We start from the raw sequence: 12,434 nt of genomic DNA on the forward strand, positions 1-12,434 counted from the left end.
CGGCCACGGGCCGTCCGGCCGCGGTGAATACGGTGTAGAAGCTCCCCGCAACTGTTGACATTCGGCTGCGCTACGCGCGTCGGCCACGCCCCAGCTGGGGGCTTTTGACGTTTGATACGTCCGCAAGGGCCTTCCATGGGGCGGGTCTTACCTCCTGCGTCGTTGACCCGGTTTCCGCGGCTCTGCTTTGCTTCCGGCCGTCGACGGTGATCCGGCCCCCATCCCCACCTCGCCGACCGCCCGTGCCGGGCGGTCCGCGGCTCCGGCCTGCCGTCGTCGCACTCCCCTTCGTCCCCCCACGGTGCCGCCGCGCCCTACCGGCGTGCGGTCGGCACATGAGAGAGGAACCCTCACGATGGGCATGTCCCCCACCTCCCGCCGGACGCGGACCCGGGCCCTGACCGGGCTCAGCGCGCTGGCGCTCGCCGCCACCGGATTCGCGGCCGCTCCGGCCGCCCAGGCCGACCAGCCGGTCAACGAGACCGCCGGGCACACCCACCCCTACCGGCACGGTGTCGTCCCCACCAAGGAGGCCGGCGCCGCCGCCACCGGGAAGCGGACCGCGAACCTGAAGTACGGCGGCGGTGTCGACGGCATCGGCGTCACCACCGGCGCGCCGAAGGTCTACCTGATCTTCTGGGGCTCCCAGTGGGGCACCCAGGGCACCGACGCCAACGGCTACACCACCCTCTCCGGCGACCCGATGGGCGAGGCCGTCCGCGCCCAGCAGCTGTTCAAGGGGCTGGGCACCAACGGCGAGACCTGGTCCGGCGTCATGACGCAGTACTGCGAGGGCGTCGCCACCGGCTCCACCAGCTGCCCGTCCACCGCCGCCCACGTCGGCTACCCGACCGGCGGCGCGCTGGCCGGCGTCTGGGTGGACTCCTCGGCCGCCGCCCCGGGCCAGGCCACCGGCAACCAGCTGGCCACCGAGGCGGTCAAGGCCGCCGGGCACTTCGGCAACACCACGGCCGCCGCCAACCGCAACGTGCAGTACGTGGTGCTGTCGCCGACCGGCACCCACCCGGACGGCTTCAACACCTCCTCGGGCAACTTCTGCGCCTGGCACGACTGGAACGGCGACACCACGCTGAGCGGCGGCGCGGCCCCGTCCCCGTACGGCGACCTGGCCTTCACCAACGACCCGTACGTGACGGACATGGGCACCTCCTGCGGCCAGAACTACGTCAACAGCGGCAGCGCGGGCCTGCTGGACGGCGTGACCATGGTGTACGGGCACGAGTACTCGGAGACCGTCACCGACCAGAACCCGGCGGGCGGCTGGACCGACTCGACCGGCTACGAGAACGCCGACAAGTGCGCCTGGAAGGGCACCGGCGGGGTCGGCGGCTCGCAGAACGTGGCCTTCGCGACCGGCTCCTTCGCCATGCAGGGCACCTGGGCGAACGACTACAACGGCGGTGCGGGCGGCTGCGAGATCTCGCACCCGGTCGTCCACTGATTCCCGGTCGTCCCCTGATTCCCGGCCGGTAGCGGTCGGGAGACGACTGACGGCGGTCGGTCGAGGGGGCAGCTCCGGGGTGGGGAGCTCCGGAGGGGAAGCGCCGGGGCGGGCTGTGCGGGCCCGCCCCGGGGCTCCGCGCACCCGCCCCCGCCCCCGCCCGCCGCTACGGGCTGACCAGCCCGAACTCGTAGGCCTGGATGACCAGGTGGACCCGGTCACGGGCGCCGAGCTTGGTGAACAGCCGGGCGACGTGGGCCTTTGCGGTGGCCACGCTGATGGTGAGCTCCGCGGCGATCTCGGCGTTGGACAGGCCGCGGCCGACCAGGGTGAGCACCTCGCGCTCGCGTTCGGTGACGCTCTCGACGACGGCCCGCCGGGGCCGGTTCGCGGCCGCCGCGTCCGGGCGGGCGGCGAACTCGCCGATCAGGCGGCGGGTGATGCCCGGGGCGATCAGGGCGTCCCCCGCGGCGACGATCCGGACGCCGTCCAGGATGGTCTCCAGGGCGAGGTCCTTGACCAGGAAGCCGCTCGCGCCGGCCCGCAGCGCGCCGTAGACGTAGTCGTCGTCGTCGAAGGTGGTGAGGACGAGGACGTGGGTGGGCAGGTCCGGGTCGGCGGTGATCCGGCGGGTGGCCTCGATGCCGTCCGTGCCGGGCATCCGGATGTCCATCACGGCGACGTCGGGGCGCAGCCGGGTGACCAGTTCGACGGCCTCGGCGCCGTCGCCGGCCTCGCCGACCACCTCCAGGTCCGGGGCGTCGGCGATGAGCACCCGCAGGCCGGTGCGGATGAGCGGCTGGTCGTCCACGAGTACGACACGGATCACGGTCCCACCTCCACGGGGATCGGCAGTCGGGCGGCGACCCGGAAGCCGCCTCCGGGGCGCGGGCCGGCGCTGAACTCGCCGTGCAGCAGCGCGGCGCGCTCGCGCATGCCGACGAGGCCGTAGCCGGCGCCGGGGCCGCCGGTGGCCGGGCCGGCGCCCAGATCGACGACGGTGACGGCGAGTTCGTCGGGCCGGTAGTCGACGGTGACGTGGCAGTCGCGGGTGCCGGAGTGCTTGACCACGTTGGTCACCGCCTCCTGGACGATCCGGAAGGCGGCCAGGTCGACGTCGGCGGGCAGGGCGCGCGGCTCGCCGGCGCGGGTCACCGCGACCCGGACGCCGGCACCCGCGCTCTTCTCCACCAGGCGGTCCAACTCGGCGAGCCCTGGGGCGACTTCGAGCGGCGCGGATTCCCCCTCACCGGCCCGCAGGGCGCCGAGCATCCGGCGCAGTCCGGCCAGCGTCTCCCGGCTGGTGGTCTCGATGGCGTCGAGCGCGTTGCGGGTCTCGGCGGGCTGGGTGTCCATGACCCGGCTGCCCATGCCGGCCTGGATCGCGATGATGCCGATGTTGTGCGCGACCATGTCGTGCAACTCGCGGGCGATCCGCAGCCGTTCGGCGGTCACCGCCTGTTCGGTGGCGCGGCCGCGCAGCGCCTCGGTGTGGGCGCGGCCCTGGTGGACGGTATTGCCGATCAGCCAGGCGATCAGCGCGGTGGCCGCGAGGCCCCCGTACGCGAAGGGGTTGACGGGGAAGTCCCTGGCGAAGCCCCAGAGGAACAGCCCGGCGAGCGTGGCCAGCGGCAGCCCCAGGGCGGTCAGCGAGACCCGGCGGGAGCGGGAGGCGGCGCAGTGGCCGACCACCGCGTCGGCGATCAGGAACTGGAGCACGGCGGTCTCCGGCACCGTCCACATCCCGAGCGAGTAGACGCAGCCCGCCAGCGCCACCGCGACGGCGGCCAGCGGCAGCCGGACCAGCAGCGTCGCGACCAGGGTGGTGACGACCGCGGTGACCACCAGCGGCATGTCCTCCATGTTGCCCTGGTAGTTGAAGAGGTGGTGCAGCTCCTCGTCCCGGGTGAAGACCCGGAACACCACCAGGGCCGTCCAGAACGCCCCCACCCACACACCGGCGGGCAGGCGCCGGAGCAGCGGGCGCCGAGCTTCGATGATCATGGAGCGATGGTAGCCGCGGCCCGTCCGGCGCCACATCGGCCCGCGGGCGTAATCCCCCGGGCCAGTACGGCGCCGGCCGGTTGTGGCCCGCGGCCCGATGCCCGGACGGGGCGGTGACCAGCAGTGTTGTCCCCGTGATCGAGATCGAGCGACTGACCAAGCGGTACGGCGCCACCACGGCCGTCGACCAGTTGACCTTCACCGTCCGGCCGGGCACCGTCACCGGCTTCCTCGGCCCCAACGGCGCGGGCAAGTCCACCACGCTGCGGATGATCCTGGGCCTGGACACCCCCACCGCCGGCACCGTCACCGTGGACGGCGTCCCGTTCGCGAGCCGGCCGCGCGGCCTGCGCCACGTCGGCGCGCTGCTGGACGCCGGCGACGTGCACGGCGGGCGCAGCGCCCGGGCACACCTGTCGGCGCTGGCCCGGAGCAACCGGATCCCGGACGCCCGGGTGGACGAGGTGCTGGCGGAGGTCGGCCTCGGCAAGGCCGCCGGGCGCCGGATCGGCGGCTACTCGCTGGGCATGAAGCAGCGGCTCGGCATCGCGGGCGCCCTGCTCGGCGACCCGCCGGTGCTGCTCTTCGACGAGCCGCTGAACGGGCTGGACCCGGAAGGCGTGCTCTGGGTGCGCGGCCTGTTCCGGCGCCTGGCCGACGAGGGCCGGACGGTGTTCGTCTCCAGCCACATGATGGCGGAGATGGAGCACACCGCCGACCGGCTGGTGGTGATCGGGCGCGGCCGGCTGATCGCCGACGAGAGCCTGGCCGAGTTCGCCGCCCGGGACGCGGCGACGTCGGTGGCGGTGCGGTCGCCCGAACTTGCCGTGCTGGCCGAGGTGTTGCGCACCGAGGGGGCCGAAGTCCAGGAGGTGGAGCCGCGGTTCGGGATCGTCACCGGGCTGCCCGCCGAGCGGGTCGGCGAACTCGCCCTGCGGCACGGCGTCGTGCTGCACGAACTCGCCGCCCGGACGTCGTCCCTGGAGTCGGCGTTCATGTCCCTGACCGCCGACAGTGTCGAATACTTGGCTGGAGAGACCCGATGAACTCCTTCGCCCCGCCCGTCGAACCGCGCGCCCGGTTCACCGACCTGCTCGCCGCCGAGTGGATCAAACTGCGCTCGCTGCGGTCGACGTACTGGGTGCTCGCCCTCGCCTCGCTGGCGGCGATCGCGGTCAACCTGAACGCCGTCCACACCGACCTGACGTACATCGACCACGCGCCCCCGCCGCCGGACGGCCTCCCGGCGTACCGGTACGACCCGCTGTTCCACGGGCTCGGCAGCATCGCCGGCGACCTGATGGCGATCGCGGCCGGCAGCCTCGGCGCGATCACCGTGTTCGGCGAGTACACCACCGGCCTGATCCGCACCACCTTCGCCGCGGTGCCGGACCGGCGGGGCGTGATCGCCGCCAAGGTGGTGCTGATCGGCGGGATCACCGCGCTCGCCGGGGCCGTGGTGTCCACCGGGTCCTTCTTCGCCACCAACGCGATGCTCGCCTCCCGGCACGTCGGGCTCTCCATCACCGACGAGGGCTGCCTGCGGGCCGTCCTCGGCTATGCGGCGATCGTGCCGGTCTGCGCGCTGATCGGGATGGCGCTGGGCGCGGTGCTGCGGCACGCCACCGCCTCGATCGTGTCGCTGGTGGTGCTGATGTTCATCATGCCGCTGATGTTCGGCGGGGACCGCTACCGCTGGCTGAAGGAGATCGGCACCCACCTGCCGCTCAGCACCGTCAGCCGGCTCACGCTCAACCCGAACTCGTCGGCCACGATGGGGAAGTACGCGCCGAGCGTGCTGGACGCCTGGGTGACGATGGGGGTGTGGGCAATCGTCGCGGTGGCGGTGACGGTGGTCCTGGTCCGGCGGCGGGACGTCTGAGGCCCCCGGCGGTCGGTCGAGGCCGAGGCGTCGCGCCGACCCGGCGGTCAGCCGAGGCCGAGGCGCCGCGCGGTCGCGGCGGGCAGCGGGTACGGACGCTCGGGCGGCAGCAGCCGCTGGGCCTTGGACGCCTGCCCGCCGCGGACCAGCGCGGCGATCCGCCGCACCTGCGGGGTCAGGTCGGTGAGCCCGGTGACCCACTCCTCGGCGAAGGCCCGGACCAGCGAGCGGCCGACGCCCACCTGGATGCTGTAGTGGTTCAGCGCCGCCCCGCGCAGGGTCCGTTCCGGATCCCACTGGACGTGCACCGCGGCCCGGGCCAGCTCGTCCGGGTGCGCCGTGGTCGGCACGGCCCGGGCGAGCGCCTCCTCCCAGCCCTCGCGGGTGATCCGGACCGCCAGCACCCGGGTCTGCCCCGGCTTCTGGGCCCAGTTGCTGCGGTGCATCAGCCAGCGGAACGAGGGCTTGATCCACGTCATCCGGTGGAAGCCGAACGGCGCGACGAAGCGCCCCGCCGCCAGCGCCGCGTCGGCGACGGCGGGCGGGTAGGCCTGGTAGAGCACGATCGTCCGGTCGTCGTGGTCGGCGCGGATCTCGCGCAGTGCGGTCATCTCCGCGCACCCCTTGGTCGTCGCCCCCGTACCCCTTGGCCCGGCACGCTGCCAGGCCGGGCGGGGTGGCGCAACGGAATTGCCGCGCGGGTGGGGATGGGGGTAACAGGGGCAGGGGCCGGGTCAGACCGTGGCCGTGGCGCCGACCTTGGTGCGGAAGGCGGTGAGGGTGGCCGCGGGGACGCCGCAGGCGGGGAGGAAGGAGGCGGCGCCGCCGTGGTGGGCGCGGACCCGGTCGAGGAAGACCGACATCGCCTCGGCCGGGGCCTCCAGGAGCGGCGCGGGGATGGTGAGGTTGCGGCCCTGGGAGTCGGTGACCCGGGAGGTGGACCGGTCGTTGAGCGCGGTGCGGTGGCGCTCGGCGAGGCCGGCGAAGATCTGCGGGAGGGCGTCGGTGGTGCGGGCGTAGTCCTCGACGATCCGCTCGGCCGAAGCGCCGAGGAGGTCGAGCAGGAGGGCGGTCAGCAGACCGGTGCGGTCCTTCCCGGCCGCGCAGTGCAGCAGGACGGCCCCGGGGCGGACGGTGGCCTCGACGGCGGCGGCGAGCGCCTCCGGCGCGGACTCGGCCAGCAGCACGTAGAAGTCGCCGAGGTCGGCGGCCGTGGCCATGGTGCTCATCCGCGCCGTGAGGGCGTCGGTGGCGGGGTTCACCGGGGCCGCGACGACGGCTATGCCGGCGGCCTCGGCGGCGGCCCAGTCGGCGGGGTCGGTCTCGCGCGGGTCGCGCAGGTCCACGATGGTGCGGATGTCGCAGGCGCGCAGCTGGGCGACGGTCGCCTCGTCGGCGGCCGGGAACGGCTGGGCGGAGCGGTACAGCACTCCGGGGCGGACCAGGCGGCCCTCGGGGTCGCCGAGGGCGGCGGCGTCGCGGAAGTTGACCAGGGACATGCGGAGGCCTTTCGGTGGAGCCGCTCGGCGGCGCGCCCGCGCCCGGGGGGAGCGGGACGGGGGCAGGACATCTAGACGTCTAGATGTCTAACCCGTCCCGGGGGTGCCGGGCAAGCCGCGGAACCGGCGCATCTCTCCATCCCACTCCTGTCGGCGGGCGGCGGCGACCGGAGCGGGCGGGGGCGGACGGCGCGGGCGGGGCGACCGGGGCGGACGGTGGCAGGGGCAACCGGAGCGGGTGGCGGCGACCCGGGCCGGCGGGAGTCCTCCGTAGGATCGGTGCGTGGGCACGAACCAGCCGAGCAGCAACGAAGCGGCCGACCAGCCGAACGCCCCGGTGTACCGCCGCCTGGCCCGTCGGCTCCAGGAGCGCGTCGACGCCGGCGCGTACCCGGCCGGCGCCCGGCTGCCGAGCGAGCCGGAACTGGCCGCCGAGTTCGGCGTGAACCGGCTGACCGTACGGCAGGCCGTCGCGGAGCTGGAGCGGGCCGCCGTGGTGGAGATCCGCCGGGGCGTGGGCACCTTCGTGCGCCCGCCCGCCGTCCGGGTGTCGATCACCGTGGACCCGCGCAGCCAGCGCTTCGACCTCGGCAGCGTGCACGCCGCGCTGCCCGACGGCGACCGGGAGGGCCGCGCCCCGGGGGACGGCGAGTTCGTCGTGGCCGCGCCCGCCGTGACCGGCTCCGCGGAGGACGCGGAGGCCGCCCGGCGGCTGGGCCGTACGGCGCGGGAGCTGTCCCGGGTGGACTCGGTGATCCGGCTGGGCGGGCGGGCCCGGGCGGCCTGCAGCTACTGGGTGCCGTTCGGCCCGCTGCCCGCCGAGCTGGTCCGCCCGGGCCGCCCGGGGAACCTCGTGCCGGCCCTGGCGCGGGCGGCCGGGGTGGAGCTGGAGTACGACTGGCGGGCCTTCGGCGCGGTCGGCGCGGACCTCGCGGACGCCGAGCTGCTGGGCGTCCCGCCGGGCACCGCCCTGCTGGTCCGCGAGGGCGTCAGCTGCACCCCGGACGGCACCCCGGCGCTGTACGTCCGGCGGCGGATCGACGGCAGCAGCGCGCGCTTCGTGCTGCACTTCCGCGACCGGTAGCGCCGAGTTCCACCCCGGGTTCCACCCCGGGTTCCGGCGGGCGCGGCAGGCCCGTCGCGGGGCCGGCGGCACCGGTCTCCGGGCGTATCGATCCTGCTAGTGTTCAGCGCCGAAATACCAGGTCGTACGGGGGATGGCAGGACGCGATGACCGAGGGGATCGAGTACGACATACCCACCGAGCTGGCCGAGGCCTACCTCGTCCTGCTCGCCGACGTCTCGCGCACCGGCCGGCTGCTGCGCCGCGACGAGCTGGAGGGGCTGCGCAAGCTCGGCGAGCACTGCGCCGAGGCGGGGTACGGGCTGCGCGAAGTGGTGTCGCACTGCCTGGCGGCGGCCCGCCGGGCCTGGCAGACGCTGCCCGGGACGACGGCCGCGACCAGCGTCGGCGAGCTGCGCCGGATGGGCGACGCCGTCCTCTCCGCCACCGACGCCGCGCTGGCCGCACTCGGCGAAGGGCACGAGCGCGCGCAGCGCCTGGCGGTCCGCCAGGAGGAGGCGGCCAGGCGGGAGTTCATCGACGACCTGCTGTTCGGCCGCAGCGACCTCGGGCTGCTCGCCGAGCGCGCGGAGCGGTTCGGACTGCGGCTGGCGGGCGCGTACACGGTGGCCGTCGCGGTGGGCGACGAGCCGTTCGCGGACGTGCATCCGCTGGTGCACCGGGTGGAACGGGAGCTGTCCGGGCGGTTCGGCGAGCGGGACGTGCTGCTGGCCAGCAAGGACGGCCGGCTGGTCTGCATCGCCCCGGACTCCGATCGGGCCGTGCTGGAGGCCTTCGCCGACCTGACGCTGCGCCCCGGTGCCGGCTACCGCCCGGTGCTGCGGGTGGCCACCGGCCGCCGGCACTCGGGCCCGAGCGGGGTGCTGCGCAGCTACGAGGAGGCGCTGGACGCGCTGGACTACGCCCAGCGCCTCGGCCTGTCGGCCAAGCAGTTGAAGGCCGAGGAGCTGCTGGTCTTCCCGGTGCTGATGCGCGACCGGGCGGCCATGGCCGACCTGGTGCGCAGCGTCCTCGGCCCGCTGACCGAGGCGCGCGGCGGCGCCCGTCCGCTGCTGGACACCATCGCGGTGCAGGCGGAGGCCGCGTACGTGAACGCGGAGGCGGCGCGCCGGCTGGGGCTGAGCGTGCGCACCCTGAGCTACCGGCTGGAGCGGATCAAGGCGCTCACGGGGTACGACCCGTCGGACGCGCTGCAGCGCTTCACCCTGGAGACGGCGGCGATGGGCGCCCGGCTGCTGAACTGGCCGGAGCAGCCGCTGTAGGGCGGCGCGAGCGGGGGCGCGGCGAGCCGTTCGGGCCCGCCGCGCAAACCCGCGCGGGCCCGCCGGGACGGCCCGGCGACCGGCCTGTTGCCCGACTGTTGCAGTGTCACGTGGGACGCGTGTACCAGGGTGTCAAGAGGCCGTAAAGATTGCCGGATCCTGGCAATGTGCGGCGGGCTCCGCCACTGTCATGATCTCCCCGGCGCCGAAGCGCGGTGCCGTGGGGAAGACGGGGGAGCGTGGCCGGGGTGGGGGGATTCTTCGCGGCCGCGCTGGCCTTCCCGACCGCGCTGTTCAGCTTCGCGCTGGTGGTGGTCGTCGGGTACTGGCTGTTGATGCTGCTCGGCGGACTGGGGTTCGACGCCCTGCACGGGGGGCACGGCGTCGGACATCACCTGGACGCCGGGCACATCGGCCACGTCGGCCATGCCGGGCACGTCGGGCAGGTGGGTCACGTCGGGCACGGTGCCGGGGGGCACGGTGTCGGGGGGCACGGTGTCGGGGGGCACGTGGCCCACGGGGCGCCCGGCGGGCACGGCACCGACGGCCACGGCACCGACGGCCACCGCGCGGGCGGCAACGCCGGCGGGGGGCACGGGGGCAACGGCTCCCACGCCGGGGCCGGCCACCACGGTGGCGTGCCGGACGCGCTGGGCCTGGGCGGGGTGCCCGTGACCGTGGCGGTGTCGCTGCTGGTCGCGATCGCCTGGTTCGTCAGCCTGGCGGGCACCGTGCTCACCTCGGGGGCGCCGGCGCGCGGCGGCGTGTTCGCCGTGGCGCTGGTCGCCGCCTGGGCGGGCACCCGGGTGCTGGTCAAGCCGCTGCGGCGGCTGTTCCCGGAGGACCGGCCGATCACCCGGGGGGACTTCGTCGGCCGGGTCTGCGTGATCCGGACCGGCCGGGTGACGGCCGACTTCGGGCAGGCCGAGGTCACCGCCGAGGACGGCTCCACCGCGACCGTCCAGGTCCGCACCCCCACGCCCGAGCCCGAGCTGAAGGCCGGGCGGACCGCCCTGATCTACGACTACGACGCCGACGGCGAGCACTTCCTGGTGGCACCGTTCGATCCGTCACCACCGGGCCTCACCTGAGCCGGATCTGACGCTCAGTCACTTCACCTCACCTCGCTCCACTTCCGCGTTCTTCCTCTTCGCACCATCTCGTCAAAGGACTCCGTGATGGACACCATCGCCGTGGGTTTCGGCGTACTCGTCGCCGTCGTGCTGCTCATCGTGCTCGCCGTGCTGCTGTTCGTGGGCCGCCTGTTCCAGAAGGTCGAGCAGGGCAAGGCCCTGATCGTCTCCCGGACGAAGAAGGTGGACGTCACCTTCACCGGCGCGATCGTCCTGCCGATCCTGCACAAGGCCGAGCTGATGGACATCACCGCCAAGACGGTGGAGATCCACCGGGCCGGCCGGGACGGTCTGATCTGCCGCGACAACATCCGGGCGGACATCCGGATCTCCTTCTTCGTCCGGGTGAACAAGACCGTCGAGGACGTCGTCAAGGTCGCGCAGTCGATCGGCACCGTCCGGGCCAGCGACCCGCAGGCGATCCAGGACTTCTTCGCCGCGAAGTTCGCCGAGGCGCTCAAGACCGTCGGCAAGCAGCTGGACTTCACCGACCTGTACACCCACCGGCACGAGTTCCGGGACCAGATCATCGCGGTCATCGGCACCGACCTCAACGGCTACACGCTGGAGGACGCTGCCATCGACCACCTGGAACAGACCCCGATGAGCCAGCTGGACGGCGACAACATCCTGGACGCCCAGGGCATCCGCAAGATCACCGAGCTGACCGCGATCGAGCACGTGCGCACCAACGAGTACCAGCGCACCGAGGAGAAGGAGATCACCCGGCAGAACGTCGACGCCCGGGAGACCGTCCTGGAGCTCGAACGCCGCCAGGCCGACGCCGAGATCCGCCAGCGCCGGGAGATCGAGACCCTGCGGGCCAAGGAGGACGCGGTGATCGCCCGGGTCCAGGAGGAGGAGCGGCTCAACGCGCAGACCGCCTTCCTGCGCACCGAGGAGCTGCTCGGGGTGCAGCGCGAGAACCAGGCCCGCGAGGTCGCGGTGGCGCAGAAGAACCGCGAGCGGGTGATCGCGGTGGAGAACGAGCGGATCGAGAAGGACCGCCTGCTGGAGGTCGTCGGCCGCGAGCGGGAGACCGAACTCGCCACGATCGCCAAGACCAAGGAGGTGGAGTCCGCCAAGCGGGACGTCGCCGACGTGGTCCGCGAGCGGGTCGCGGTGGACCGGACCGTCGCCGAGCAGGAGGAGGCCGTCAAGACGCTGCGGGCCACCGAGGAGGCCGAGCGCGTCCGCAAGGCCGTCGTCATCCAGGCCGAGGCGGAGGCGCAGGAGAAGCTCGTCAAGGACATCAAGGCCGCCGAGGCCGCCGAGCAGGCCGCCACCCACAAGGCCCGCGAGGCGCTGGTGCTGGCCGAGGCCCGCCAGCGCGCCGCCGAGCTGGACGCCGCCGCCAAGATCCGGATGGCCGAGGGCGTCCGGGCGGAGGCCGCCGCCGAGGGCCTGGCCCGCGTCCAGGTGCGCGAGCAGGAGGCCGCGGCGGTCGAGAAGGTCGGCCTCGCCGAGGCCGTGGTGCAGACCGAGAAGGCCAAGGCCGCCGCGCTGGAGGTCGGCGCCAAGCTGAAGGCCGAGGCCGAGGGCCTGGCCGAGAAGGCCGCCGCGATGGCCAAGCTGGACGAGGCCTCGCGCGGGCACGAGGAGTACCGGCTGCGGCTGGCCGCCGAGAAGGACGTCCGGCTGGCCGGGCTGGAGACGCAGCGGCAGATCGCCGAGGCGCAGGCCGCGCTGGTCGCGACCGGGCTGGAGAAAGCCAAGATCGACATCGTCGGCGGGGACTCGGTGTTCTTCGACCGGCTGGTGCAGTCGGTGACCGCCGGCAAGAGCGTGGACGCCTTCGTCGGCCACTCGCAGACCGCGCAGGCCCTGGCCGGGCCCTGGCTGGACGGCCGGGCCAGCTTCACCGAGGACCTCACCCGGGTGCTCTCCTCGGTCTCCACCGCGGACGTGCAGAACCTGACGGTGTCCGCGCTGCTGATGAGGCTGATCGGCTCGGGGGCCGGCGAGCAGTCCGGGCAGCTGCGCCAACTGCTGGAGTCGGCGCGGAAGCTGGGCATCGCCGAGACGCCGATCGGGACGCTGGCCGGGGCCGGCACGGGGGCCACTGCCGGCGCCACTGCCGGCTCCCCGGCGAACGGTTCGAAGTGACG

11 protein-coding genes are annotated in these 12,434 nt (G+C 74.2%); 7 read left to right on the forward strand and 4 right to left on the reverse strand.

Features of this window, described 5'->3' with window-relative positions:
- Positions 1 to 355 precede the first annotated feature (355 nt).
- Entirely contained in the window at positions 356 to 1,462 is a 1,107-nt protein-coding gene (locus ACYP53_RS01660) for a hypothetical protein (protein WP_459646453.1), read from the forward strand.
- 166 nt (positions 1,463 to 1,628) lie between these two features.
- Here the strand turns inward: ACYP53_RS01660 and ACYP53_RS01665 are convergent, their stop codons facing one another.
- Both ACYP53_RS01665 and ACYP53_RS01670 read right to left on the reverse strand, forming a co-directional pair.
- The gene (locus ACYP53_RS01665; RefSeq protein WP_189916470.1) at positions 1,629 to 2,291 is read right to left on the reverse strand and encodes a response regulator; all 663 of its coding nucleotides are present in this window, start codon (positions 2,289 to 2,291) and stop codon (positions 1,629 to 1,631) included.
- A complete protein-coding gene (locus tag ACYP53_RS01670; protein WP_459646454.1) occupies positions 2,288 to 3,466 on the reverse strand; it encodes a sensor histidine kinase in 1,179 nt (392 codons plus the stop codon). The genes ACYP53_RS01665 and ACYP53_RS01670 overlap by 4 nt, the downstream gene beginning before the upstream one ends.
- Before the next feature lie 134 nt (positions 3,467 to 3,600).
- Between ACYP53_RS01670 and ACYP53_RS01675 the strand changes: the two genes are divergently transcribed.
- Positions 3,601 to 4,512, forward strand: a complete 912-nt coding sequence (locus ACYP53_RS01675; protein ID WP_459647938.1) for an ABC transporter ATP-binding protein — start codon at positions 3,601 to 3,603, stop codon at positions 4,510 to 4,512.
- The gene (locus tag ACYP53_RS01680; RefSeq protein ID WP_459646455.1) at positions 4,509 to 5,348 is read left to right on the forward strand and encodes an ABC transporter permease; all 840 of its coding nucleotides are present in this window, start codon (positions 4,509 to 4,511) and stop codon (positions 5,346 to 5,348) included. The genes ACYP53_RS01675 and ACYP53_RS01680 overlap by 4 nt, the downstream gene beginning before the upstream one ends.
- 47 nt (positions 5,349 to 5,395) lie before the next feature.
- On the opposite strand, the gene ACYP53_RS01685 is transcribed toward ACYP53_RS01680, so the two are convergent.
- Both ACYP53_RS01685 and ACYP53_RS01690 read right to left on the reverse strand, forming a co-directional pair.
- Positions 5,396 to 5,959 carry a DUF4291 domain-containing protein gene (locus ACYP53_RS01685; protein ID WP_189916473.1) on the reverse strand — a complete coding sequence of 188 codons (564 nt, stop codon included), beginning with the start codon at positions 5,957 to 5,959 and terminating at the stop codon, positions 5,396 to 5,398.
- 123 nt (positions 5,960 to 6,082) lie between these two features.
- Positions 6,083 to 6,847: a tyrosine-protein phosphatase gene (locus tag ACYP53_RS01690; RefSeq protein ID WP_189916474.1), complete on the reverse strand. Its 765-nt coding sequence runs from the start codon at positions 6,845 to 6,847 to the stop codon at positions 6,083 to 6,085.
- Between the two features lie 283 nt (positions 6,848 to 7,130).
- Between ACYP53_RS01690 and ACYP53_RS01695 the strand changes: the two genes are divergently transcribed.
- The 4 genes from ACYP53_RS01695 to ACYP53_RS01710 all read left to right on the forward strand — a co-directional run bounded on the left by ACYP53_RS01695 (position 7,131) and on the right by ACYP53_RS01710 (position 12,432).
- Positions 7,131 to 7,931 (forward strand): GntR family transcriptional regulator, encoded by an 801-nt coding sequence (locus ACYP53_RS01695; protein WP_459646456.1) that lies wholly within the window; start codon positions 7,131 to 7,133, stop codon positions 7,929 to 7,931.
- A gap of 146 nt (positions 7,932 to 8,077) precedes the next feature.
- Positions 8,078 to 9,193, forward strand: coding sequence for a PucR family transcriptional regulator (locus ACYP53_RS01700; protein ID WP_459646457.1), 1,116 nt, complete (start codon positions 8,078 to 8,080; stop codon positions 9,191 to 9,193).
- Between the two features lie 248 nt (positions 9,194 to 9,441).
- The gene (locus tag ACYP53_RS01705) at positions 9,442 to 10,284 is read left to right on the forward strand and encodes a hypothetical protein (RefSeq protein WP_459646458.1); all 843 of its coding nucleotides are present in this window, start codon (positions 9,442 to 9,444) and stop codon (positions 10,282 to 10,284) included.
- Between the two features lie 87 nt (positions 10,285 to 10,371).
- On the forward strand, positions 10,372 to 12,432 hold the full coding sequence (locus tag ACYP53_RS01710) for a flotillin family protein (RefSeq protein WP_459646459.1): 2,061 nt from the start codon (positions 10,372 to 10,374) through the stop codon (positions 12,430 to 12,432).
- The last annotated feature ends 2 nt before the right edge of the window (positions 12,433 to 12,434 follow it).

Source organism: Kitasatospora sp. Ki12 (assembly GCF_054601375.1).